We start from the raw sequence: 23,760 nt of genomic DNA, 5'->3' as shown, positions 1-23,760 counted from the left end.
CATAGAACGACAGCGCAGCAAAAAGCCCCCGACCGATGGCCGGGGGCTTTTCCGTTCGTGAACGCCGATCGATCAGGAAGCGGCCAGATCGCGCAGCACGTAGTGCAGAACGCCGCCGTTCTTCAGATAGTCGATCTCGACCTCGGTATCGACGCGGGCCTTCAGCTGGATCGTCTTCTGGGTGCCGTCCTTGTAGGTAATGGTGCAGGGCACCAGCGACAGCGGCTTGAACTCGCCCGACAGCCCGTCGATCGTGATGGTCTCATCGCCGGTCAGCTTCAGCGAATGGCGGGTGTCGCCTTCGGTGAATTCGAACGGGATGACGCCCATGCCGACCAGGTTCGAACGGTGGATGCGTTCGAAGCTTTCGGCGATGACCGCCTTGACGCCCAGCAGGTTGGTGCCCTTGGCTGCCCAGTCACGCGACGAACCGGCACCGTATTCCATGCCGCCGATCACGACCAGGGGCGTGCCTTGGTCGGCATAGGACATGGCGGCGTCATAGATCGCGGCTTCGTTGCCGTTCACGTCCTTCGAGTAACCACCCTCGACGCCGTCCAGCATCTCGTTCTTGATGCGGATGTTGGCGAAGGTGCCGCGCATCATGATCTCGTGGTTGCCACGACGCGAGCCGTAGCTGTTGAAGTCCTTGGGCGCGACCTGACGCTCGGTCAGGTATTTGCCTGCCGGGGTCGTGGGCTTGAACGAACCGGCCGGGCTGATGTGGTCGGTGGTGATCATGTCGCCCAGCAGAGCCAGGATGCGGGCACCCTTCACGTCGCTGATCGTGCCGGGCTCCTTGGACATGCCCTGGAAATACGGCGGGTTCTGGATGTAGGTCGAGCTTGCCGGCCAGTCGTAGGTCTCGCTGTCGGTGATCTCGACACCCTGCCAACGCTCGTCGCCCTTGAAGACGTCGGCGTATTTGGCCTGGAACATCTCGCGCGTGACGACGCTGTCGACCAGGTCCGACACCTCTTTCGAGGTCGGCCAAACGTCCTTCAGATAGACGTCCTGCCCGTCCTTGCCCTTGCCCAGGGGTTCGGTCGTCAGGTCGATGTTCATGTCGCCTGCCAGCGCGTAGGCCACGACCAGCGGGGGCGAGGCCAGATAGTTGGCCCGGACGTCCGGGCTGATGCGGCCTTCGAAGTTGCGGTTGCCCGACAGGACCGAGACGGCGACCAGGTCGTTGTCGTTCACCGACTTCGAGATCTCGGGCTGCAGCGGACCCGAGTTGCCGATGCAGGTGGTGCAGCCGTAACCCACCAGGTCGAAGCCGATGGCGTCCAGATCGTCCTGCAGACCGGCCGATTCCAGGTATTCCGACACGACCTGCGAACCGGGTGCCAGCGAGGTCTTGACCCAGGGCTTGCGGGTCAGGCCCAGCTCGCGCGCCTTGCGGGCGACCAGACCGGCGGCCATCATCACGTAAGGGTTCGAGGTGTTGGTGCAGGAGGTGATCGAGGCGATCACGATCGAACCGTCGCGCAGGGTGTAATCCTCGCCCTCGACGGCGCCGGTCTTCAGGTGGCCGTGGCTGTCGCCGGGGATGTCGCCCGGTGCGGGCTGGCCGCCTTCTTCCGCCCAGTCACCCTTTTCCTCGGCGGGAACGGCGGGTGCCTTGCGCAGGCCCTTGATGTAGTCGCTGAAGGCGGTCGCGGATTCGGTCAGCGCGACGTGATCCTGCGGGCGCTTCGGCCCCGAGATGGCGGGAACGACGGTCGACTGGTCCAGCTTCAGCGTCGAGGAATAGACCGGCGCGTAATCGGCGGTGCGCCAGAAGCCGTTTTCCTTGGCATAGGCCTCGACCAGCGCGATGCGGTCCTCGTCACGGCCGGTCTGACGCAGATAGCGCAGCGTCTCGTCGTCGATCGGGAAGAAGCCGCAGGTGGCGCCGTATTCGGGGGCCATGTTGGCGATGGTCGCACGGTCGGCCAGCGGCATGTTGTCCAGGCCGTCGCCATAGAATTCGACGAACTTGCCAACGACGCCATGGGCACGCAGCATCTGGACGACGCGCAGCACCAGGTCGGTGGCGGTCACGCCCTCGGCCAATGCGCCGGTGACCTCGAAGCCCACAACCTCGGGGATCAGCATGGAAATCGGCTGACCCAGCATCGCGGCCTCGGCCTCGATGCCGCCGACGCCCCAGCCCAGGACGGCCAGGCCGTTGACCATGGTGGTGTGGCTGTCGGTGCCGACCAGCGTGTCGGGGTATGCGACCTCGGTGCCGTTCTGGTCCTTGTCGGTCCAGACGGTCTGGGCCAGGTATTCCAGGTTCACCTGGTGGCAGATGCCGGTGCCGGGCGGGACCACGCGGAAGTTGTTGAACGCCTTCTGACCCCATTTCAGGAAGGTATAGCGTTCGAGGTTGCGCTCGTATTCCAGCTCGACGTTGCGCTGGAAGGCGCGGGGGTTGCCGAACTCGTCGATCATGACGCTGTGGTCGATGACCAGGTCGACGGGGTTCAGCGGGTTGATCTTCTGCGCGTCGCCACCCAAGGCCTTGATGCCGTCGCGCATGGCGGCCAGGTCGACCACGGCGGGAACGCCGGTGAAGTCCTGCATCAGCACGCGTGCGGGGCGATAGGCGATCTCGCGCGGGTTCTTGCCGCCAAGGGTCGCCCATTCGGCGAAGGCCTTGATGTCGTCGGTCGAGACGGTGTGGCCGCCGTCCTCGAAGCGCAGCATGTTTTCCAGCACGACCTTCAGGGCGGCCGGCAGTTTCGAGAAGTCGCCAAGGCCGGCTTCGGTGGCGGCGGCGATCGAGTAGTAGTCGACCTTGCTGTCGCCGACCGCAAGCGTGCGGCGGGTCTTGGCGGTATCGGTTCCGGTGGTGATCGGCATCAGGGCCTCCCTGTCTGGAAGAATGGATGGGTCGGGCATGCGTACCCCTGCTTTGCCCCATCGGGAACCTTATCGCAAGGGTGGTCTCGCAAGATTGTATGCAATCGCATACCATAGGGCGCGCTGTTGCTCAAGGGGCACGGCACCGAAAGCTGCCGGTTGCTGACGAAGCCTTGATTTGGCCTTTGCGGGGCATGGTCGCTATCACTGTGTCCAGGATGAAGATCGGGGATCTGCAAATGTTGTCTGTGTCAGGCTGGTGCCGGACCCATAGCCGCCTTGTTCAGGCGGGGGCCTTCGCGGCTGCCCTGCTGGCAGGGGGCGGGACTGCCCTTGCGCAGCCGATCATCCTTGCGCCCGACGATCCGGGCCGGATGGTCCCATCGCTGTCCGAGGCGTTGGAGAACGGCGGTTTCAGCAATTTCTCGGCCTCGGACGTGGCGGCGCCGACGGTGGACCTGCCTGCGGCGACGCAACCCGTCGTGGTCGAGCTGTTCACCTCGCAGGGGTGTTCGTCCTGCCCGCCGGCGGATGCGATGCTGACACGACTGGCGCAGCAGCCCGACGTGCTGCCGCTGTCCTATCACGTCGATTACTGGGATTACCTTGGTTGGGCCGACAGCTTCGCCAGGCCCGAATTCACCGACCGCCAAGAAGCCTATGCCCGGGCCGCGGGCGAACGTTCGGTCTATACCCCCCAGATGATCGTAGGGGGCATCGAGACCGCCGTGGCGCCGGGGCCGACGCAGTTGATGGGCCTGATCGACAGCCGTCGCTTTGCTGCTACCACCGTCAGCGTCATGCGCGAACCCACCGACAAGGGTGAGGTGATCGAGCTGTCGCCCCTGTCCGAACTGGGCGGGCAGATCGACATCATGCTGGTGCGCTATGCCCCCGAACGCCAGGTCGATCTGACCGAGGGCGAGAACCGGGGCCGCAGCATGACCTATACCAATGTCGTTCTGGGCACGCAGCATCTGACGACCTGGGACGGCACGACCACGCTGCGCCTGAACGTCCACCCCGAACATTTCGCCGACGAACGCTTCGGACCCGACACCCGTCACGTGGTGCTGGTCCAGCAGATGATGGGCAAGCGCCGCCTGCCGGGCAGGATCCTGACCGCGATCCCGCTGGACTGAGCCGCCAACGCCCTTGCGGCGGGGCGCGGGTCGGGCGACAAGATCGCCAGATGGAACGGGTCATGCAGCCGATGGCCAATGAAAAAAGCGGATAACCCGATGACGAACAACAAGCCCTGGATCAAGCCCGTGTTGGAATTTGGTCCCCTGATCCTCTTCTTCGGGGTCTTCATGCTGTATCGGGGCCGAGAGGTGGTTCTGTGGGGCGAAACCTACAGCGGTTTCATCGTGGCCACGCTGGCCTTCATTCCCGCAATGATCATCTCGACGCTGATCCAATGGCGCATCACCGGCAAGCTGGCGCCGATGCAGGTGGCCACGCTGGTGCTGGTGGTGGTCTTCGGCGGCATGTCGGTTTGGCTGAACGATCCGGCCTTCTTCAAATTCAAGCCGACGCTGATCTATCTGCTGTTCGCGGCGATCCTGGGGACCGGCCTGATCCTGCGCCGCAACTGGCTGGGTGCCGTCATGTCCGAGACTCTGCCCATGGATGAGGCAGGCTGGCGCAAGCTGACCTTCCGCATGGCGCTGTTCTTTCTGGCGCTGGCCGTCGCCAACGAGGTGATCTGGCGCAACATGTCCGAAACCACCTGGGTCTATTTCAAGACCTTCGGCCTGCCGGTGCTGATTTTCGTCTTCCTGCTGGGGAACGCGGGGCTTTACCGGGCCCATGCGCTGCCCGAGAAGGACGGCTAGGCCCGCACCTCGCCCAGGCCCACCGTTGGTGCCAGCAAGCGCGACCAGCGCGGATGCGGGCACGTCGGAAGATTGTGGCGCAGCAGGCCAAGGGGCAGGGCCCAGGGGTGGCAAAGCGCCGCGCGATAGAAATCGAACAGCCCGCCCCGCAGATAAGGCGTCCAGTGGGACAGGCGGCGCGCGCGCCGTTCGGTCGGAAACCCCAACCCGTCCAGCGCATCCAGCGTTGCCGCATCGTCGATCTGCAGATCGACCCAGTTCGGGCATTGCGTTTCCAACCCGAAGCCGAGGGCGCGTCGCTTGCCGCGCGACAAGAGCTGCTCCAGCGCGAAATCGAACAGGTCGTTTTCACGGGCGGTGACATTGATGACCTCGGCGTGGCGACCGGCGGGGCGGGCCAATGCGGCGGCGGCGGTGTCGCGGAACTCGGCCGCGTTCAACAGGATGACGCGACCGATGCTGCCCGCATCCGCCGCCTGCACGGCCTGCAGCGCCACCCGCCCGCCAAGCGAATGCCCGATCAGCCCCACGGGCCGCCCCGATACCTGCGCCAGCCGCGACACGACATCGGCAAGCGCCTGTCCCGTCGGGCCGGCGCGCCTGTAGGCGGCCCGCAGCCTGCCGCGGGCATGCCAGCCAAAGCCGATGGCCAGCCCCTGATCGGCAGCGCCGTCCAGCCCAAGGGCGCAGGGCCAGGATGTCGTATGGGGCAGGGCGACGGGCGAAAGGATGTGGCGATGCGGATCATGGGCAGGGGTGGCGGGTGAATAGCGATAGCCGTGCAGCATGACCACGATCGGCGCCCCCTTGGGCAGGTCCCGGGCCGTCTGCAGCAGCCCATCGGTCAATCCGTCTTCGGCATTCAGCTGGATCACCGTCATCCCGACCTCCGATGCTGTCCCGTCACGGGTGCTTCTAGGATCAGGGTGCGACAAAGACGTGAACGGGGCGTTAAGTCTGCGTGACGCCCCGTTGCGTCAGATCAGCGGCAGCTGCGGGTCATCGACGGCCCCCGGCGGATCGCCGTCATGTGTCAGGCCGATGCCCTGCTGATGGATGACCATCCGATCGGCGGGATAGGGCTCGAGCAGCTCGAAGGCCTCATCATCGGTACCCTGCAGCCATTGGTCGTGATCGCGCGGGTGCAGGATGACGGGCATGCGGTCGGGATGCACGGGCGCGACCAGCGCATTTGGCCGCGTCGTGATCATCGAGCTGGTCAGCAAAGCCCGCCGGTCGTTGCCATAGGGACCGTCGTAATCCTGCCAGATGCCCGCCAGCGCGAAGGGCGTACGGTCCTGAGGGCCGGTGACGCCGAACCAGACATGGGTCGCGGGGTTGCGCCCCGTCATCTCGCAGAAGCTGGTGGCGGGGATCAGGCACCGACGGTGGCGAAAGGCCGACCGCCAGAAGGGCGACACGCGCAGCTTGTCGTCGCGGGCATTGTTTACAGCCTTAGGTTGTATCGGCTTGCCCGTTCGCGTCGACGTCTGTGGCAGGACGAAGCCCCAGTGGCTGTAATCCAACCGCCGCTGGCCGTCCGGGTCCATGCGGACGATGGCGGCATCGCCCTTGGGGAAGATGGCCGATTGCGGCGGGGCATTGCCCAGGTGATCGTTTTCCGGGGCGACGGCAAAGACGCGGCGCATCGCCTCAACCGCGGTGGTGTTCGAGAAAAGGTTGCACATGGTGCCAGATTAGCATCCCCGCGCCGGGCCGGAAATCGCCTTAGGGCGGGGTATCGCGTTTTCCGCATTGAATTTTCCCTGCCTCAGCCTCTATGGTGGGGCCATGTGCAATGCGGCCTCAACCAGGGGTTGCCAGGCACCGACAGTTTCGCAGCGGGGCACCTCTGGATCCGATCAAGATGACGGAACAGCCATGTACCCCGCGGAAAACCCGCCCTCCGGTCGCGCCAATCGCGCACGGGGGTGATGAACACAGTGGCCCGGTCGGCCTGACAAGCACCGGGTCTTTCGAAGGAACAGACGCGATGACGCGCGCTTTGGACGGCAGATTTCAGGATGGGCGGGCCGCTGGCCGCGCCGGTCCGAACGCCGTTGCCGAAGACGCCCCCGTGTCCTCATCACACCGCAGCCGCATTCCGGGGATGCCACTGGCACCGCCCGTCAGGCGCCTGCGCGAAAGACATATCAATGGCAAACAAGATGCTCATAGACGCGACCCACGCCGAGGAAACTCGGGTGGTCGTGGTGGATGGAACCAAGGTTGAGGAATTCGATTTCGAGACCGTCAACAAGCGTCAGCTGTCGGGTAACATCTACCTGGCAAAGGTGACGCGGGTCGAGCCTTCGCTGCAGGCGGCCTTCGTGGATTACGGCGGAAACCGCCACGGTTTCCTGGCCTTCGCGGAAATTCATCCCGATTATTACCAGATCCCTGCGGCCGATCGCGACGCCCTTTTGGCCGAGGAAAACGACCCGGCCGACGACGAGCCCGAAGAAGCCCCCCGCAAGACGCGGTCGGCATCCCAGGATGACGACGCAACCTCCGAGGAGGAGGGCGACGACGGCATCGAATCCGTCGCCGAGGAGGACGTGACCGAGGAGGTCCGCGCCCCCCGCAAGCCCCGCGCCCGCCGCTACAAGATCCAGGAAGTGGTCAAGGTCCGCCAGATCATGCTGGTGCAGGTGGTCAAGGAGGAACGCGGCAACAAGGGCGCCGCGCTGACGACCTATCTGTCGCTGCCGGGGCGTTATTGCGTCCTGATGCCGAACACGGCGCGTGGCGGCGGCATCAGCCGCAAGATCACCAATGCCGCCGACCGCAAGAAGCTGAAGGACATCGCGGCCGATCTGGACGTGCCGCAGGGCGCGGGCCTGATCATCCGCACCGCCGGCAGCCAGCGCACCCGGACCGAGATCCACCGTGATTACGAATACCTGCTGCGCCTGTGGCAGCAGATCCGCGACCTGACCTTCAAGTCCGTGGCACCCGCCGCGATCTATGAGGAAGGCGACATCATCAAGCGCAACATCCGCGACCTCTACAGCGCCGAGATCGACGAGGTGCTGGTCGAGGGCGAGCGTGGTTATCAGGTCGCCAAGGACTTCATGAACATGATCATGCCGTCGCATGCCGACAGCGTGAAGCACTACACCGACCAGATGCCGCTGTTTGCCCGCTTCCAGGTCGAAAGCTATCTGTCGGGGATGTTCAACCCGGTCGTGCAGCTGAAGTCGGGCGGCTACATCGTCATCGGCGTGACCGAGGCGCTGGTCGCCATCGACGTGAACTCGGGTCGGGCCACCAAGGAAGGCTCGATCGAAGACACGGCCGTCAAGACCAATCTCGAGGCCGCCGACGAGGTCGCCCGCCAGCTGCGCCTGCGCGATCTGGCCGGTCTGATCGTCATCGACTTCATCGACATGGACGAGCGCAAGAACAACGCCGCCGTCGAGAAGCGGATGAAGGACAAGCTGAAGTCCGACCGCGCCCGCATCCAGGTCGGCCGCATCTCGGGCTTCGGCCTGATGGAGATGTCGCGCCAGCGCCTGCGTCCGGGGATGCTGGAAAGCACCACCCAGCCTTGCGCCCATTGCCACGGCACCGGCCTGATCCGCAGCGACGACAGCCTTGCGCTGACCATCCTGCGCGCCATCGAGGAAGAGGGCACGCGCAAACGCTCGCGCGAGGTTCTGGTCAAGGCGCCGATCGCGGTCGCAAACTTCCTGATGAACCAGAAGCGCGAACATGTGGCAGGTATCGAGGCACGCTACGGCATGTCCGTGCGGGTCGAGGCCGATCCGGCGCTGACCTCGCCCGATTTCGCGATCGAGAAGTTCAAGACCGCCACCCGCGCGGTTCCCGAGCCCTCGCATGTGCCGCTTGGCGTGAACGCAGACCTGATGGCCAGCATCGACCACGAAGAGGTCGAAGCCCCCGAGGCCGAGATCGTCCCGGTCTCGGAGGTTGCTCATCCCCCGGCAGCCCAGCCCACCAAGGCCGAGAAGCCCGAGGAGACCGCGTCGGAGGATGAGGGCGAGGGTGGCCGCCGCCGCCGCCGTCGTCGTCGTCGCCGCAAGATCGGCGACCGCCCCGAGTGCGACAATGCTGAAAACGGCGCTTCCGAGGCCGAGGCCGAAGCGCCTGTTGCTGATGCAGGCGAAGCCGAAGCGCCGGAAGCCGAAGCACCGGAGGTCGAGGCAGAACCCGCATCCTCGGGTCGTCGCCGGTCGCGTTCGCGGTCCCGTTCGCGAAAGCCGGTCGAAACCGAGGCGCTGCCCGAGGTCGTCGACCTGACGGCCGATGCCGACGATGGTCGCGCCGCTGGCTTCCCGACCGAAGCCGCCCCGGCGGAATCTGCCCCGGCAGAAGCCGCTGCGGTGGAAACGGCCGAAGCCGTTCAGGCACAGCCCCCCGCACCCGAGGCGGTCCCCGCCGAGGCTGTGGCTGAAGCACTGGTCGAAACCGCATCTGCCCCCGAGGCAGCGCCCGTCGCCGCCAATCAGACCGAGCCCGCAAGCGAGGAAGCCCCGCGCAAGCGCCGCGGCTGGTGGTCGGGTCGCTAAGGACCGCGCAGATCGAAAACGGGGGCGTGGCAGCGATGCCGCGCCCCTTTTTCATGCCCAGGCTTTCCGGGCGGGCGGGGTGATCCCACGAAGCCGTGACGCGATGCCCTCTGTCCTTCTGCGCGGCGACCGCTAAGGTGCGGGACATGTTGGGAATCGAACTCGCCTCTGCCGCCTTCCTGCCAGCCGCCTTCGTCGCGTTGCTGGCGGGGATCCTGTCGTTCCTGTCGCCCTGCGTGCTGCCGATCGTGCCGCCCTATCTGGCCTATATGACCGGGGTGGGGGTCAACGGGCTGAAGACGCGCGAACGCAGCGCCGTCCTGCCTGCGCTGTTCTTCGTTCTGGGCCTGTCGACGGTCTTTCTGATCATGGGCTTCGCGGCATCGGCCTTCGGGCGGGCCTTCCTGCAATATCAGGACCTTCTGGCGCGGATCGCAGGTGTCATGGTGATCGTGATGGGCCTGCATTTCCTGCATGTCTTCCGCATCCCCTTGCTGGATCAGGAGGCACGTATGAACGCTGGCAAGCAGGATGGTGGGGCGCTTGGTGCCTATGCACTTGGGCTGGCCTTCGCCTTCGGCTGGACGCCCTGCATCGGTCCGCAGCTGGGGATGATCCTGTCGCTTGCCGCCACGGGGGGCGAGCTGTCGCGCGGCACGGCGTTGCTGGCGGTCTATGCCTTGGGCCTTGGCATTCCCTTCCTGCTGGCGGCGGTCTTCATCAACCGCGCCATCGGCGTGATGAACCGCATCAAGCCCTATCTGAAGACGATCGAGCGGATCATGGGTGGCCTTCTGGTCGTAGTCGGCGTCATGCTGCTGACGGGCGCATTCTCAGCCTTCAGCTTCTGGCTGCTCGAGGCCTTCCCCGCGCTGGCGACGCTTGGCTGAGATGAAACCCGCACGTCCCGAACATATCCCGCCGACCGATGCCGATCAGCGCCGCGGCGTGGCGCCCGTCATCTGCTATCCGGTGGACAGCCTGCCGCAGCCCGATCTGGCGGCCTATCGCGCCGCGCGGCAGGGCTGGGTCCAGACGGAACAGATCACCGTCCCACCACGCCAGGCCGCCTGTTTCGAGGTTACCGCCGGGCATTTCTTCCGCATCCTCAGCGTCGATGGCCCGCAGGTGGGGGATCTGAACCTCTGTACGGCAGATCTCTCGGCGCGGTTCTACTCGGGCAAGACGCGGGCGCTGCACGGGACGCATCTGTCGACGGGCGACCGGCTGTGGTCGAACCTGCCGGACCTGCGCCCGCTTGCCACCATCACCGAGGATACGCTGGATTGGTACGGCTTCGACGAATTCGGCGGCAGCGTCCATGACGTGATCGGGACGCGCTGCGACCCCTATACCCACAACCTGCTGTCCCAGGGCGGGCAGTATCACCACTGCTGCCATTCGAACCTGACGCGGGCCTTGGCCGAGGCGCGTAGCATGACGCTGGATCAGGCCGAGGCACACGTCCATGACGTGCTGAACGTCTTCATGTGCACCGGCTTCACCCGCGACACCGGGCAGTACTTCATGAAGGCCAGCCCCGTCCGTCCCGGCGACTATCTGGAGTTCATGGCCGAGACCGATCTGCTGGGCGCGCTCTCGGCCTGTCCGGGCGGCGATTGCGGAGGTGAGCATTCCTCGGATGCCGCCCAATGCCATCCGCTGGTCGTGCAGGTCTTCGCCCCCGTTCAACCGCCCGAAGGGTGGGCGCCTTCGCGTCCCGGCAGCTATGACCGCAGCCACGGCATGCGCTGACATCACGATCCCGCGCCCGCACAATCTACAGTAGCGCGCACCCCGCAATCGCGCTATCCTTGCCCGCAGATCCGGGAAAACCGGACAGGACTAGAGGCAGTGACGGCGGTATTCCCATGACCGACATGGTTTTTGGCACGACGCCCGCACGGGCGGGTGATCCCATTCTTCCACGGTGGTGGCGGACGGTCGACAAATGGGCGCTGTTCTGCGTGCTGTCGCTGTTCGCGATCGGGCTTTTGCTGGGGCTGGCAGCCTCGGTGCCGTTGGCTGAAAAGAACAACCTGCCGCGCTTCTACTATGTGCAGCGCCAGGCGGTCTTCGGCGGCATGGCGCTGGTCGTGATGCTGGTGATCTCCATGATGTCGCCGCGCCAGATCAGGCGCATCGGGGTGCTGGGCTTCGCGGCGGCCTTCGCCTGCATCATCCTGCTGCCCTTCATCGGGACGGATTTCGGCAAGGGGGCCACCCGTTGGCTCAGCCTCGGGTTCGTCTCGATCCAGCCGTCCGAATTCCTGAAACCCGGCTTCATCGCGATCTGCGCCTGGTTCATGGCCGCCTCGATGGAGATCGGCGGCCCGCCAGGCAAGCTCTACTCCTTCATCGCGGCGGCGACGGTGGTGATCCTGCTGGCGCTGCAACCGGACTTCGGTCAGGCCTCGCTGGTGCTGTTTTCCTGGCTGGTGATGTATTTCGTGGCCGGGGCACCCATGGTTCTGCTGCTGGGGGTCTTGGGCATGGCGGTCACGGGGGGCTTCTTCGCCTATGGTGCATCCGAACACTTCGCCCGACGCATCAACGGCTTCCTGTCGCCCGACATCGATCCGCGCACCCAGATCGGCTATGCCACGAACGCCATTCAGGAGGGCGGCTTCTTCGGCGTCGGCGTGGGCGAGGGGACGGTGAAATGGTCGCTGCCCGATGCCCATACCGACTTCATCATTGCCGTCGCGGCCGAGGAATACGGGCTGATCATGGTGCTGACCGTGATCCTGCTCTACATGACCATCGTCGTGCGGTCGCTGCTGCGCCTGCTGAAGGAGCGTGACCCCTTCGTCCGCATTGCCGGCACGGGTCTGGCCTGCGCCTTTGGCGTTCAGGCGCTGATTAACATGGGCGTGGCCGTCCGGCTGCTGCCCGCCAAGGGCATGACCCTGCCTTTCGTCAGCTATGGCGGTTCCTCGGTGATCGCCTCGGGGATCGCGGCGGGGATGCTGCTGGCCCTGACCCGCACCCGCCCCCAGGGCGAGATCGCCGAAATCCTGCGCCGAGGCCGCTGATGTCCGAACCCCTTGCCCTGATCGCTGCCGGTGGGACCGGCGGCCATATGTTCCCCGCCCAATCCCTGGCCGAGATGCTGCTGGCCAATGGCTGGCGGGTCCGTCTGTCCACCGACGAACGCGGCGCGCGCTATGCGGGCGGCTTTCCCGACGCGGTCGAGCGTCAGGTGGTGCGCTCGGCCACCACCGCGCGCGGCGGTGTCGCGGGCAAGCTGGCGGCGCCCTTCAAGATCGCATCCGGCGTGCTGGCCGCGCGGCGGGCGTTTCGTCGTGACCGTCCCGACGTGGTGGTGGGCTTTGGCGGCTATCCGACCATCCCCGCGCTGTCGGCGGCATGGTCGCTTGGCCTGCCGCGGATGATCCACGAACAGAACGGCGTCATGGGACGCGTGAACCGGCTGTTCGCCAGCCGCGTGCATCGTGTCGCCTGCGGCATCTGGCCGACCGATCTGCCTCAGGGCATCAGCGGGCTGCATGTCGGCAACCCGGTCCGCGCCGCGGTGCTGGATCATGCCGCTGCGCCCTATGTCGCGCCGGGGCAGGGGGATCTGCACCTGCTGGTGATCGGCGGCAGCCAGGGGGCCCGCGTGCTGTCCGATCTGGTGCCTGCCGCGCTGGCCGCGCTGCCTGACGACATGCGCGCCCGCCTGATCGTCAGCCATCAGGCCCGCGCCGAGGACGCCGAGCGCGTCACCGCCACCTATGCCGATGCGGGCATCCGGGCGAATGTTCAGCCCTTCTTCACCGATGTTCCCGAACGTCTGGCGCAGGCGCAGCTGGTCATCAGCCGCTCGGGCGCATCCTCGCTGGCCGATATCACGGTCATCGGGCGACCCTCGATCCTGATCCCTTTTGCGGCGGCGACGGGCGACCACCAGACCGCCAATGCGCAGGCTTTGGCCGAAAGCGGGGCGGCGCTGGTCCATCCGGAATCGGTCCTTGACGCCGAAAGCCTCACGCGCGACATCCGCGCGATCCTGAATGATCCCGCGCAGGCCACGGCCATGGCCCAGGCTGCGCTGTCCCTTGCCCGTCCCGATGCGGCGCGGCGCCTTTACGACCTCGTCACGGAGATTGTGCGATGAATGCGGCGACGAAACTGCCCGGAGAACTTGGCCCCATCCATTTTGTCGGCATCGGCGGCATCGGCATGTCCGGCATTGCCGAAGTGCTGCTGACCCTCGGCTATCGCGTGCAGGGCAGCGACCTGAAGACCTCGAAGATCACCGATCGGCTGGTCAGCCTGGGCGCGCAGGTCTTCGAGGGCCAGCGGGCCGAGAACGTGGAAGGGGCGGGCGTCATCGTCGTTTCGACCGCGATCAAGAAGGGCAATCCGGAACTGGAGGAGGCGCGTCGTCGCGGCCTGCCCATCGTCCGCCGCGCCGAGATGTTGGCCGAGCTGATGCGCATGAAATCGAACATCGCCATCGCCGGCACCCACGGCAAGACGACCACCACGACAATGGTCGCCACGCTGCTGGATGCGGGCGGCGTCGATCCGACCGTCATCAATGGCGGCGTGATCCATGCCTATGGGTCGAACGCGCGGGCCGGTGCCGGTGAATGGATGGTGGTCGAGGCCGACGAGAGCGACGGCAGCTTCAACCGCCTGCCTGCCGATATTGCCATCATCACCAATATCGACCCCGAGCATATGGAGCATTGGGGCAGCTTCGACGCGCTGCGCCAAGGGTTCTACAACTTTGCATCCGGCATCCCGTTCTACGGTCTGGCCGTCTGCTGCACCGACCACCCCGAGGTTCAGTCCCTGGTCGGAAAGCTGACCGACCGCCGTGTCGTGACCTTCGGCTTCAACGCGCAGGCGGATGTCCGCGCGGTCAACCTGCGCTATGAGAAGGGCATCGCCCATTTCGACATCGCGCTGCAGGGCGAGGCGACGGGCGACGACATCCCCCTGATCGAGGATTGCACCCTGCCGATGCCGGGCGACCACAACGTCTCGAACTGCCTGGCCGCTGTCGCCGTCGCGCGTCACCTGGGCATCAAGAAATCCGAGATCCGAGAGGCGCTGGCCAAGTTCGGCGGTGTCGGTCGCCGCTTCACCCGCGTGGGCGAGATCGACGGCGTGACCATCATCGACGACTACGGTCACCACCCGGTCGAGATTGCCGCCGTGCTGAAGGCCGCCCGTCAGGCGACGACGGGGCGGGTGATCGCGGTCCACCAGCCGCATCGCTATTCCCGCCTGTCGACGCTGTTCGACGACTTCTGCACCTGCTTCAACGAGGCCGATGTCGTGGCCATCGCCGACGTCTATGCCGCGGGCGAAGAGCCGATCCCCGGCGCGGGCCGCGACGATCTGGTCGCCGGCCTGATCGCCCACGGCCACCGCCACGCCCGCGCCATTCTGTCTGAGGACGACCTGGAACGGCTGGTTCGCGAACAGGCGCGGCCGGGCGATATGGTGGTCTGCCTTGGGGCAGGGACCATCTCGGGCTGGGCCAACAACCTTCCGGGCCGTTTGCAGGGTCAGGCCGCATGACGGGCATCCAGCTGCCCTCATATCCGGTGATGGCCTTAACGGTCACCGGATTGTGGCTGCTTGCCGCCTGTCTTGTTCCGCTTCTGCCGGACCGTATCCGGTCCCCCGCGACCGTCGTGCTGATCGCCCTTGGGGTGCCCAGCCTCGGATGGCTGACGCTGCTCTGGGGGCCGGGGATCGGCGTGGCAAGCTTTGCGCTTGGCTTGTTAGCACTGATCGTGCGTCCCTTTGGCCGTCGCCGTGCCGTGGTGCCCCCCGTGATCGACGGCAGGCAGCACCCATGAACCCCTGGATCATCGCGGGCCTCTGCCTGACGGGGTCGGGTTTCATCGCATGGGGCAGTGCAAGGCTGAAGCTGCGCTGGCCGCTGATGGTGCTGGCGCTGCTGCTGATGGCGATCGCCTTCCAGCTGCTGTTCGCAGCGCGCGGGCGCGACGGGTTTCATGATCTGGCGGCCATCGTCGCGCAGGCCTTCACGGTGATGCCCGCGCTGCTGGGCATGGCCGTGGGGCTGGCCATCGCCCATATACGCCGCCACAAGGTCCGCTGGCGCAACGGGCCGGGTCTGGTCACCGCGGCGGCATTCGCATCGGCCCTTGGTGCCGCCGCCGCCACATTCCTGATCTGAGCCTCCCGCGCAGTTGACGCGCCCCGCGCCGCTGGCTACCACCTGACGCATGAGCTTTGACCTTCCCACCCCGCGCGGCACCCTGATCCCGAACCGTCCCCTGGACAGCCTGACATGGCTTCGCGTCGGAGGACCTGCCGACTGGCTGTTCCAACCCGCCGATGCCGAGGATCTGGCCGAATTCCTGGCCGCTCTGGACCCTGCCGTTCCGGTGTTTCCGATGGGCGTGGGCAGCAATCTTATCGTGCGTGACGGCGGCATCCGCGGCCTGGTCGTGCGTCTTGGGCGGGCCTTCAATTCCGTCTCGGTCGAGGGGCGGACGGTCACTGCTGGCGCCGCCGCTCTGGACGCGCAGGTTGCCCGCCGCGCGGCCGAGGCAGGGCTGGACCTGACCTTCCTGCGCACCATTCCGGGCAGCATCGGTGGGGCGGTGCGGATGAACGCGGGCTGCTATGGCAGCTATGTCGCCGACCATCTGGTCGAGATCCAGTTGGTGACGCGGCAGGGTGAACAGATCACCATGCAGGCCGCCGAGCTGGGCTTCGGATACCGCCACTCGGACATCCCCGAGGGTGCGATCATCACGCAGGCGGTCTTCACGGCGGAAGAGGGCGATCCCGATGCGCTGCACGTCAAGATGGCCGATCAGCTGGCCCGACGCGACGCCAGCCAGCCCACCGGCGAACGCAGCGCCGGATCGACCTTCCGCAACCCGGCGGGCTTCAGCTCGACCGGGCGGGAGGACGACATTCATGACCTGAAGGCCTGGTCGCTGATCGATCAGGCGGGGTTGCGGGGGCACAGCTGGGGCGGGGCGCAGATGTCTGAAAAGCATCCGAACTTCCTGCTGAACACCGGTGCCGCCACCGCCGCCGAGCTGGAGGCCCTAGGCGAATTGGTCCGCCGTCGCGTGCTGGAGGAAAGCGGCCACGACCTGCAGTGGGAGGTCATCCGCATCGGCGATCCCGCACCCGAGGACGAATGAGGCGCCTTGTCGCCTGATGACGGTTAACAGAAAATTCAGTCTTTTGCGATACCCGCTTTGCATGTAACCTTCAGGAACGCATGACGCCCTGAACGGGTGCGGCGTCTCAAATCTGAAGCCCGGATCAACCGGGCGCGAAAGGCGATGGAAGTGGCGGGCAGGTCGAGCAGGACAGCCCACTCGGTCGCGATCATGATGGGTGGCCCCTCGGCCGAGCGAGAGGTCTCGCTGTCATCGGGTCGCGAATGCGCGGATGCGCTGCGGGTGGCAGGATATCAGGTAACCGAGATCGTGTTGGACGATGCCTTGGGCGATCAGGTCGTGCGTGCCTTGGTCGAATGCCGTCCGGACGTGGTCTTCAACGCCTTGCACGGAAAATGGGGCGAGGACGGCTGCGTGCAGGGGCTGCTGGAATGGCTGGGGCTGCCCTATACGCATTCGGGCGTGCTGGCCTCGGCGCTGGCGATGGACAAGACCCGCGCCAAGGACGCCTTCCGCGCCGCCAATCTGCCCATCGTGGAAAGCGTCATCGCCGATGCCGCCGAGGTTCGCCTGCGCCACGTCATTCCCGCCCCCTATGTGGTCAAGCCCAACGACGAGGGATCCTCCGTGGGCGTCTATATCGTCCATGACGGGGCGAACCAGCCGCCGCAGCTGTCCGAGGACATGCCGGACCGCGTGATGGTGGAAACCTATGCGCCGGGTCGCGAACTGACGACGACGGTAATGGGCGATCGGGCGCTGGAAGTGACCGAGATCATCACCGAAGGCTGGTATGATTACGCAGCCAAGTATTCCGTCGGCGGATCGCGCCACGTCGTGCCCGCGCACATCCCCGATGACATCCGCGAGGCCTGCCTTTCGCTGGCCAAGCGCGCCCATGACGCGCTCGGCTGCACCGGGCTGACCCGCACCGACTTCCGGTGGGACGAAACCCGCGGTGTCGAGGGGCTGATCATCCTCGAGGTGAACACCCAGCCCGGCATGACGCCGACCTCGCTGGCGCCCGAACAGGCTGCCCATGTCGGCATCGACTTCCCCGCCCTGATGCGGTGGATGGTGGAGGATGCGATGTGCCGGTCGTGATCGATCACCGCCCCGGAAAGCAAGGCACCCACGAACCCGCCCGCCAGCGGCGCGACCCTGCGCCTTCGCGCCTGAAGTACCGCCTGGAACGGATGTGGCTGACGCCGCTCTATCGCCGGATGGTGCGGGTGGGGGTTCCGGCCTTCCTGATCGCCATGGTCGCGGGGCTCTGGCTGGCGGATGAGGATCGCCGCGCCTTGCTGAAGGGCGGCATCGCCTCGGTCGTCGACAAGATCCAGAGCCGCGAGGAATTCCAGGTCCGCACCATGACCATCGAGGGTGCTTCCCCGGTGGTGGAACGCGCGCTGCGGGCCATGCTGCCGGTCGATCTGCCGGCCTCCAGCTTCGACATCGACCTTCCCGCGCTGCGCATCCAGGTGATGCAGCTGGACGCGGTCGAAAGCATCGATCTTCGCGTCAAGCCGGGCGGCATCCTGTCGGCGGTGGTCAAGGAGCGCGAACCCGCGATCCTCTGGCGCCGCGCCCGCGGGATCGAGATCCTGGATCGCGGTGGCCACCGAGTCGCCAGCGTCACCTCGCGCGAGGTGCGGCCCGAACTGCCGCTCATCTCGGGCGAGGGGGCGGACATGATGACCGCCGAGGCGCTTAACCTCTTCGATGCGGCGGGCCCGATCCTGCCGCGTGTCCGTGGGCTGGTGCGCCGGGGCGAGCGTCGGTGGGACCTGGTTCTGGATCAGGGGCAGCGCATCATGCTGCCCGAACATGGCGCCGTCATCGCGCTCGAGGCCGCGATCGCGCTGGACCGGGCCGAGGATCTGCTGGCCCGCGACGTGACGACGGTGGACCTGCGCGATCCGCAGCGGCCCGTGCTGCGCCTTGGCATGGATGCCCGCAACACCATTCGCGGCGCGCGGGGGCTGACCCTTCTGGGGCCGGACGGCAAGCCGCTGGAAGAAGAAACGAAAAGCTGAAAAATCGGCAAGAGGGGGGACCAAGCGAATGGCGGAATTGTACCAGACACAGCGCGCGATGCGGAACATGCGCCGGGCCGCCCTGCAAAGAGGCGTGATCGGGATCCTGGACATCGGCACCTCGAAGATCGCCTGCCTGGTGCTGCGCTTCGACGGAACCGGCACCTTCCGCGAAACTGACGGTGTCGGTCCGATGGCGGGGCAGGTGAATTTCCGCGTGATCGGCGCGGCCTCGACGCGGTCTCGTGGCATGCGCCGCGGCCAGATCGAGACGATGGCCGAAACCGAACGTGCCATTCGCACGGTGGTGGCCGCCGCGCAGAAGCTGGCCGGCGTGCGGATCGACCATGTGATCGCCTGCCTGTCGGGCGGCTCGCCCTCATCCTATGGTCTTGCGGGTGAGATCACTCTTGAGGCGGGCAAAGTGGCCGAACATGACGTGGCCTCGGTCATGGCCGCCTGCGAGGTGCCCGACTTCGGTCGCGGCCGCGAGGTGCTGCACGCGCAGCCGGTGAATTTCGCAGTCGACAACCGGTCAAGCCTGGCCGATCCGCGCGACCACGTCGGCAACAAGCTGTTCTGCGACATGCATGTGCTGACCGTGGACGGCGATGTCATGGGCAACCTGGTGCAATGCATCCGCCGCTGCGATCTAGAGCTGGCGGGCATCGCCTCGGCGCCCTATGCCTCGGCCCGCGCCAGCCTGGTCGAGGATGAACAGGAACTGGGCGCCGCCTGTATCGATTTCGGTGGGGGCGGGACGGGGGTCTCGATCTTCATCAAGAAGCACATGATCTTTTCCGATCACGTTCCGATCGGAGGGAACCTGATCACCCAGGACATCGCGCAGGGTCTGCGCGTGCCGCTGCCCGTGGCAGAACGTCTGAAGACACTGGACGGCGGGGTCGAGGCCACCGGCGCCGACGACCGCGAAATGATCGACGTCGGCGGCAATACCGGCGATTGGGAAACCGACCGCCGCACCGTCAGCCGCGCCGATGTGATCGGCGTCATGCGCCCGCGCGTCGAGGAAATTCTGGAAAACGTGCGCGGCGTGCTGGATGCGGCGGGCTTCGACTATATGCCCAGCCAGCAGATCGTGCTGACGGGCGGCGGCAGCCAGATCCCCGGACTGGACGGTCTGGCGACCCGCATCCTTGGGCCGAACGTTCGCTGCGGCAGGCCCCTGCGGATCGACGGATTGGCGCATGAACTGACCGATCCCAGCTTTTCCAGCGCGGTCGGCCTGGCGCTTTTCGCGGCACATCCGCAGGACGAATGGTGGGACTTCGAAATGCCCGCCGACAATTACCCGGGACGCAGTTTCCGGCGCGCCTATCGCTGGTTCAAGAATAACTGGTAAACGCGCGAAAATGAACTGGAATATGGAGGTTGCGCGAAGCTGCCACCATATTCTGATATCGTGGCAAGATACCGCCTAAATTGCATCCAATCACCGCCATATTTCGCGTGGGAACTGTGTTTTTTGGGTGACGCTTGGCAAGGGAATGTTTACGATAGTCAGCAAATACGGGGATTCGAGCGGGCAGCCCGCGCCCGATAACGAAGCAGCGATTACAGGCGGACACCATGAACCTCAATCTGATGATGAATGACGAAGAAGAGCTGAAGCCGCGCATCACCGTCTTCGGTGTTGGCGGGGCTGGCGGCAACGCGGTCAACAACATGATCCAGAAGCAGCTTGATGGTGTCGAATTCGTGGTCGCGAATACCGACGCGCAGGCGCTGCAGCAATCGCTGGCGACCAGCCGCGTGCAGATGGGTCCCAAGGTCACCGAAGGTCTGGGTGCGGGCGCCAAGCCCACGATCGGCGCCAAGGCCGCCGAGGAGACGATCGAGGATATCGTCGATCACCTGATGGGCGCGCATATGTGCTTCATCACCGCCGGCATGGGCGGTGGCACCGGCACCGGCGCTGCCCCGATCATCGCGCAGGCCGCGCGTGAGATGGGCATCCTGACCGTCGGCGTCGTGACAAAGCCCTTCCAGTTCGAGGGCACCAAGCGCATGCGCCAGGCCGAGGAGGGCGTCGAGGCCCTGCAGAAGGTCGTGGACACGCTGATCATTATTCCGAACCAGAACCTGTTCCGTCTGGCGAACGAAAAGACCACCTTTACCGAAGCCTTCGCCATGGCGGACGACGTGCTGTATCAAGGCGTCAAGGGCGTGACTGATTTGATGGTTCGTCCGGGCCTGATCAACCTTGACTTCGCCGACGTCCGCGCCGTCATGGACGAGATGGGCAAGGCCATGATGGGCACCGGCGAAGCGACCGGCGAAAACCGTGCGCAGGAAGCCGCCGAACGCGCCATCGCCAACCCGCTGCTGGACGAGATCAGCCTGAACGGCGCCCGTGGCGTGCTGATCAACATCACCGGCGGCTATGACATGACCCTGTTCGAGCTGGACGAGGCCGCCAACGTCATCCGCGACAAGGTCGACAGCGACGCGAACATCATCGTCGGCTCGACCCTTGATCCGGACATGGACGGCAACATCCGCGTGTCCGTCGTGGCAACTGGCATCGATGCCGCCGCCGTCGTGGCCGAGGTTCCCTCGCCCCGCCGCAGCATGGCCGCTCCGCTGACGCAGAACCCGGTCGTCGGTTCGCAGGCCGAGGCCGAACCCCAGATGCCGCAGCGCCGCGTGACCCCGCCAGCCGCACAGCAGGCCGAGCCTGCCGCGCCGCAGGCCCCCGCCGCCCGGACCGAGGAAGAGATGCCGCAGCCGGCCTATCAGCCCAAGGACAATGCGCGTCAGGCGCCCGCCGCCCGCATCGACGACGACGCTTCGGCCTTCGTCGCGCCGCGCGCGCCGCAAGCCGCCCGTGCAGGCCAGCCCGCGCCCGAGGTGATGGACCGTCTTCGCCGCGCCGTCGACAATCACAACCAGACCGGCAGCGCATCGGGCGCCCCCAAGCAGCCTGCGCAGGCACCCGCCGCCCAAAGCCGCATGAGCGGTCTTGGCCGCATGCTTGAGCGGATGGCAGGCCATGGCGATCAGCCGTCGCAGAAGCCGTCCTCCTCCTCGATCGCCGAGCGTGTGAATGAACGCGTCGCCACCCGTGCGCGCCAGCAGGAAACCGATTTCGACGACTTGGCCAGCCCCGACAGCGGACAGGACAATGTCGAGATCCCGGCCTTCCTGCGTCGCCAGGCGAACTGATCGCGATCACGAAACCGGCATGCTGATGATGCAAAGGGTCGCCTCCGGGCGGCCCTTTTTTCCTGTCATTGCAGGTGTTTGGTGTGATATCCCCCCCAGCCCGCCAATGGTGGGGGGCAAGTGTTTCACTCCGTTACAAAACGTTAATTGAATGCTTGGGCGTCTGAACCTAGCTGAACCGATACGAGCCGCGATGGTCGTGACAACAAGAATTGAAGGCAGGCATATCATGCAGGCGACATTGAAAGATAAGGTGGCATTCTCGGGCGTCGGTCTTCATTCCGGCGCTTCGGCCCAGCTTGTGATCCATCCGGCACCCGTCGGTCATGGCATCGTCTTTCGTCGCATCGACCTGACGCCTGCCGTCGACATCCCCGCCATCTGGGATCAGGTGACCCCGTCGCCCCTGTGCACGCTGATGGACAATGGCCAGGGCGTCACCCTGTCCACGGTCGAGCACGTCATGGCCGCGCTGGCCGGGACCGGCATCCACAACGCTTTGATCACCGTCGATGGCCCCGAGGTTCCGATCCTCGACGGCTCGGCCGCGCCCTTCGTCGATGCGATCCTGGAAACCGGCATCGAACGCCAGAACGCCCAGCTGCGCGCCATCCGCGTCCTGCGCCCGGTCGAGGTTCGCCAAGGCGAAGCTTTCGCGCGCCTCAGCCCTGCCGATCACCTGGAAATCGACTTTCAGATCGACTTTACGGATGCGGCAATCGGCCATCAGGAAAAGCGTCTGGACATGGCGAATGGTGCATTCCTGCGCGAATTGGCCGACAGCCGCACCTTTTGCCGCGCCTCGGACGTCGAGATGATGCGCCAGAATGGCTTGGCCCTGGGGGGCACCTATCTGAACGCGGTCGTCGTCGATGGCGCGCAGGTCCTGTCGCCCGGTGGTTTGCGCCATCAGGACGAGGCCGTGCGCCACAAGATGCTGGATGCGACCGGCGATCTGGCCTTGGCCGGCGCCCCGCTGCTGGCACGCTATACCGGTCATCGCGCCGGTCATGCGATGACGAACCGCCTGCTGCGGGCGCTGTTCGCCGATCCGACCGCCTGGACGTGGGAGGTCTGCTCGCCCGATCTGGAAGATCGTCTTCCAGGTGCGCGCATCACCGAACACCTGTTGGCGGATGCCGACATGGCCGCCTTTGCCGTTGCGGCCGAGTGAAAACCAGCGCGTGGCCGATTCCCGGACGTCTTGCAAGGTCACGGGAAAGCCACGCGGAATTCAACGGATTGCCATTTTGCGCCCCCTGATGTTCTGTGCTAGGAGGTGCCGGCAGCGCAGCCTTTCAGGGGCGGCCGCACGGCAGAATCGTAGGGCAGGGTAAAGATGGCAGGCTCGAAAATTTCGGCTTCGGTGATGGCTGTGATGCTGTCGGGCTTGGTTCTTGCAGGATGTGCCGGTAATGGCGACACCGCGCGCAAGGAGAACCTGGACCGTTTCACCGCGGAAGAAATCTACAAACGCGGCGAGTTCGAGCTGGAAAACACCGGCGAACCCGAAGAGGCGGTCTTCTATTTCAGCGAGATCGAGCGGCTCTATCCCTATTCCGAATGGGCCAAGCGCGCCCTGATCATGCAGGCCTATGGCAACCACAAGGCCAAGAATTACGAAGAGGCACGGGGTGCCGCACAGCGTTTCCTGGACACCTATCCGGGGGATGAGGATGCCGCCTATGCCCAATATCTGCTGGCGCTGTCCTATTACGACCAGATCGACGACGTCGGTCGCGATCAGGGCCTGACCTTTCAGGCCCTGCAGGGGCTGCGCACCGTCATCGAGGAATATCCCGACAGCGAATATGCCCGCAGCGCCATCCTGAAGTTCGACCTGGCCTTCGATCACCTTGCCGCCAAGGAAATGGAGATCGGTCGCTATTACCTCAAGCGTGGCCATTACGCCGCCGCCGTCAGCCGTTTCCGCGTCGTGGTCGAGGAATTCCAGACCACCACGCAGACGCCCGAGGCGCTGCTGCGTCTGGTCGAATCCTATCTGGCCCTTGGCCTGATGGACGAGGCGCAGACCGCCGGCGCCATTCTGGGCCACAATTTCCAGTCCTCGCCCTTCTATGAGGACGCCTTCCGCCAGCTGCGCGGTCGCGGCCTGTCGGCCGAGGCCAAGGGCGACAGCTGGTTGACCAACGTTTATCGCCAAACCATTGAAGGAAGATGGCTGTAG

General features: G+C 65.7%; 20 protein-coding genes. 17 read left to right on the top strand and 3 right to left on the bottom strand.

Going from position 1 to position 23,760, the window contains the following annotated elements; all coding sequences use genetic code 11:
* Positions 1-72: 72 nt before the first annotated feature.
* Positions 73-2,847 carry an aconitate hydratase AcnA gene (gene acnA, locus DDE75_RS13275; RefSeq protein ID WP_108502860.1) on the bottom strand — a complete coding sequence of 925 codons (2,775 nt, stop codon included), beginning with the start codon at positions 2,845-2,847 and terminating at the stop codon, positions 73-75.
* A 239-nt stretch (positions 2,848-3,086) separates the two neighbouring features.
* Between acnA and DDE75_RS13270 the strand changes: the two genes are divergently transcribed.
* Positions 3,087-3,989 carry a DUF1223 domain-containing protein gene (locus tag DDE75_RS13270; protein WP_162799036.1) on the top strand — a complete coding sequence of 301 codons (903 nt, stop codon included), beginning with the start codon at positions 3,087-3,089 and terminating at the stop codon, positions 3,987-3,989.
* A gap of 99 nt (positions 3,990-4,088) precedes the next feature.
* The gene (locus DDE75_RS13265) at positions 4,089-4,685 is read left to right on the top strand and encodes an inner membrane-spanning protein YciB (protein WP_108502858.1); all 597 of its coding nucleotides are present in this window, start codon (positions 4,089-4,091) and stop codon (positions 4,683-4,685) included.
* On the opposite strand, the gene DDE75_RS13260 is transcribed toward DDE75_RS13265, so the two are convergent.
* A complete protein-coding gene (locus DDE75_RS13260; RefSeq protein ID WP_108502857.1) occupies positions 4,682-5,566 on the bottom strand; it encodes a DUF726 domain-containing protein in 885 nt (294 codons plus the stop codon). The genes DDE75_RS13265 and DDE75_RS13260 overlap by 4 nt on opposite strands.
* Before the next feature lie 96 nt (positions 5,567-5,662).
* The gene (locus DDE75_RS13255) at positions 5,663-6,373 is read right to left on the bottom strand and encodes an SOS response-associated peptidase (protein ID WP_108502856.1); all 711 of its coding nucleotides are present in this window, start codon (positions 6,371-6,373) and stop codon (positions 5,663-5,665) included.
* 468 nt (positions 6,374-6,841) lie between these two features.
* Here DDE75_RS13255 and DDE75_RS13250 point away from each other — a divergent pair, with 468 nt between their 5' ends.
* The 15 genes from DDE75_RS13250 to DDE75_RS13180 all read left to right on the top strand — a co-directional run bounded on the left by DDE75_RS13250 (position 6,842) and on the right by DDE75_RS13180 (position 23,760).
* Positions 6,842-9,217 carry an Rne/Rng family ribonuclease gene (locus tag DDE75_RS13250; protein WP_108502855.1) on the top strand — a complete coding sequence of 792 codons (2,376 nt, stop codon included), beginning with the start codon at positions 6,842-6,844 and terminating at the stop codon, positions 9,215-9,217.
* A 146-nt stretch (positions 9,218-9,363) separates the two neighbouring features.
* Complete coding sequence (locus DDE75_RS13245; RefSeq protein WP_108502854.1) at positions 9,364-10,107, top strand: cytochrome c biogenesis CcdA family protein; 744 nt, start codon at positions 9,364-9,366, stop codon at positions 10,105-10,107.
* Between the two features lies 1 nt (position 10,108).
* Complete coding sequence (locus DDE75_RS13240) at positions 10,109-10,972, top strand: urea carboxylase-associated family protein (protein ID WP_108502853.1); 864 nt, start codon at positions 10,109-10,111, stop codon at positions 10,970-10,972.
* 116 nt (positions 10,973-11,088) lie between these two features.
* On the top strand, positions 11,089-12,252 hold the full coding sequence (ftsW, locus tag DDE75_RS13235; RefSeq protein WP_108502852.1) for a putative lipid II flippase FtsW: 1,164 nt from the start codon (positions 11,089-11,091) through the stop codon (positions 12,250-12,252).
* The gene (murG, locus tag DDE75_RS13230; RefSeq protein ID WP_108502851.1) at positions 12,252-13,337 is read left to right on the top strand and encodes an undecaprenyldiphospho-muramoylpentapeptide beta-N-acetylglucosaminyltransferase; all 1,086 of its coding nucleotides are present in this window, start codon (positions 12,252-12,254) and stop codon (positions 13,335-13,337) included. The genes ftsW and murG overlap by 1 nt, the downstream gene beginning before the upstream one ends.
* A complete protein-coding gene (murC, locus tag DDE75_RS13225; protein ID WP_108502850.1) occupies positions 13,334-14,755 on the top strand; it encodes a UDP-N-acetylmuramate--L-alanine ligase in 1,422 nt (473 codons plus the stop codon). Before murG ends, murC begins: the two co-directional genes overlap by 4 nt.
* Positions 14,752-15,039, top strand: coding sequence for a DUF2484 family protein (locus tag DDE75_RS13220; RefSeq protein ID WP_245894746.1), 288 nt, complete (start codon positions 14,752-14,754; stop codon positions 15,037-15,039). The genes murC and DDE75_RS13220 overlap by 4 nt, the downstream gene beginning before the upstream one ends.
* Positions 15,036-15,383: a hypothetical protein gene (locus DDE75_RS13215; protein WP_108502849.1), complete on the top strand. Its 348-nt coding sequence runs from the start codon at positions 15,036-15,038 to the stop codon at positions 15,381-15,383. Before DDE75_RS13220 ends, DDE75_RS13215 begins: the two co-directional genes overlap by 4 nt.
* A gap of 49 nt (positions 15,384-15,432) precedes the next feature.
* Entirely contained in the window at positions 15,433-16,368 is a 936-nt protein-coding gene (gene murB, locus DDE75_RS13210; RefSeq protein WP_108502848.1) for a UDP-N-acetylmuramate dehydrogenase, read from the top strand.
* A gap of 195 nt (positions 16,369-16,563) precedes the next feature.
* Positions 16,564-17,454: a D-alanine--D-alanine ligase gene (locus DDE75_RS13205; protein ID WP_245894751.1), complete on the top strand. Its 891-nt coding sequence runs from the start codon at positions 16,564-16,566 to the stop codon at positions 17,452-17,454.
* Entirely contained in the window at positions 17,442-18,386 is a 945-nt protein-coding gene (locus DDE75_RS13200) for a cell division protein FtsQ/DivIB (protein ID WP_245894745.1), read from the top strand. The genes DDE75_RS13205 and DDE75_RS13200 overlap by 13 nt, the downstream gene beginning before the upstream one ends.
* 28 nt (positions 18,387-18,414) lie before the next feature.
* Positions 18,415-19,749: a cell division protein FtsA gene (ftsA, locus tag DDE75_RS13195; RefSeq protein ID WP_108502846.1), complete on the top strand. Its 1,335-nt coding sequence runs from the start codon at positions 18,415-18,417 to the stop codon at positions 19,747-19,749.
* 227 nt (positions 19,750-19,976) lie between these two features.
* Positions 19,977-21,572, top strand: a complete 1,596-nt coding sequence (ftsZ, locus tag DDE75_RS13190; protein ID WP_108502845.1) for a cell division protein FtsZ — start codon at positions 19,977-19,979, stop codon at positions 21,570-21,572.
* 229 nt (positions 21,573-21,801) lie between these two features.
* Positions 21,802-22,746: a UDP-3-O-acyl-N-acetylglucosamine deacetylase gene (lpxC, locus tag DDE75_RS13185; protein ID WP_108502844.1), complete on the top strand. Its 945-nt coding sequence runs from the start codon at positions 21,802-21,804 to the stop codon at positions 22,744-22,746.
* A 165-nt stretch (positions 22,747-22,911) separates the two neighbouring features.
* Positions 22,912-23,760, top strand: coding sequence for an outer membrane protein assembly factor BamD (locus DDE75_RS13180; RefSeq protein WP_108502843.1), 849 nt, complete (start codon positions 22,912-22,914; stop codon positions 23,758-23,760).

The organism is Paracoccus indicus, assembly GCF_003056335.1.
In the GTDB taxonomy this organism is placed as follows: Bacteria; Pseudomonadota; Alphaproteobacteria; order Rhodobacterales; family Rhodobacteraceae; genus Paracoccus; species Paracoccus indicus.
Note: the sequence above shows the minus strand (reverse complement) of the source record. Positions and strands in the feature narration are given on the sequence as shown.

Excerpts from the sequence above, each read along its gene's own strand:
- DDE75_RS13270 (WP_162799036.1), top strand. The coding sequence starts at position 3,087 with ATGTTGTCTGTGTCAGGCTGGTGCCGGACCCATAGCCGCCTTGTTCAG.
- DDE75_RS13245 (WP_108502854.1), top strand. The coding sequence starts at position 9,364 with ATGTTGGGAATCGAACTCGCCTCTGCCGCCTTCCTGCCAGCCGCCTTC.
- lpxC (WP_108502844.1), top strand. The coding sequence starts at position 21,802 with ATGCAGGCGACATTGAAAGATAAGGTGGCATTCTCGGGCGTCGGTCTT.
- DDE75_RS13240 (WP_108502853.1), top strand. The coding sequence starts at position 10,109 with ATGAAACCCGCACGTCCCGAACATATCCCGCCGACCGATGCCGATCAG.
- DDE75_RS13215 (WP_108502849.1), top strand. The coding sequence starts at position 15,036 with ATGAACCCCTGGATCATCGCGGGCCTCTGCCTGACGGGGTCGGGTTTC.
- murB (WP_108502848.1), top strand. The coding sequence starts at position 15,433 with ATGAGCTTTGACCTTCCCACCCCGCGCGGCACCCTGATCCCGAACCGT.
- DDE75_RS13205 (WP_245894751.1), top strand. The coding sequence starts at position 16,564 with ATGGGTGGCCCCTCGGCCGAGCGAGAGGTCTCGCTGTCATCGGGTCGC.
- DDE75_RS13255 (WP_108502856.1), bottom strand. The coding sequence starts at position 6,373 with ATGTGCAACCTTTTCTCGAACACCACCGCGGTTGAGGCGATGCGCCGC.
- ftsW (WP_108502852.1), top strand. The coding sequence starts at position 11,089 with ATGACCGACATGGTTTTTGGCACGACGCCCGCACGGGCGGGTGATCCC.
- ftsZ (WP_108502845.1), top strand. The coding sequence starts at position 19,977 with ATGAACCTCAATCTGATGATGAATGACGAAGAAGAGCTGAAGCCGCGC.
- DDE75_RS13265 (WP_108502858.1), top strand. The coding sequence starts at position 4,089 with ATGACGAACAACAAGCCCTGGATCAAGCCCGTGTTGGAATTTGGTCCC.
- DDE75_RS13260 (WP_108502857.1), bottom strand. The coding sequence starts at position 5,566 with ATGACGGTGATCCAGCTGAATGCCGAAGACGGATTGACCGATGGGCTG.
- DDE75_RS13180 (WP_108502843.1), top strand. The coding sequence starts at position 22,912 with ATGGCAGGCTCGAAAATTTCGGCTTCGGTGATGGCTGTGATGCTGTCG.
- acnA (WP_108502860.1), bottom strand. The coding sequence starts at position 2,847 with ATGCCGATCACCACCGGAACCGATACCGCCAAGACCCGCCGCACGCTT.
- DDE75_RS13250 (WP_108502855.1), top strand. The coding sequence starts at position 6,842 with ATGGCAAACAAGATGCTCATAGACGCGACCCACGCCGAGGAAACTCGG.
- murC (WP_108502850.1), top strand. The coding sequence starts at position 13,334 with ATGAATGCGGCGACGAAACTGCCCGGAGAACTTGGCCCCATCCATTTT.
- murG (WP_108502851.1), top strand. The coding sequence starts at position 12,252 with ATGTCCGAACCCCTTGCCCTGATCGCTGCCGGTGGGACCGGCGGCCAT.
- DDE75_RS13220 (WP_245894746.1), top strand. The coding sequence starts at position 14,752 with ATGACGGGCATCCAGCTGCCCTCATATCCGGTGATGGCCTTAACGGTC.
- ftsA (WP_108502846.1), top strand. The coding sequence starts at position 18,415 with ATGGCGGAATTGTACCAGACACAGCGCGCGATGCGGAACATGCGCCGG.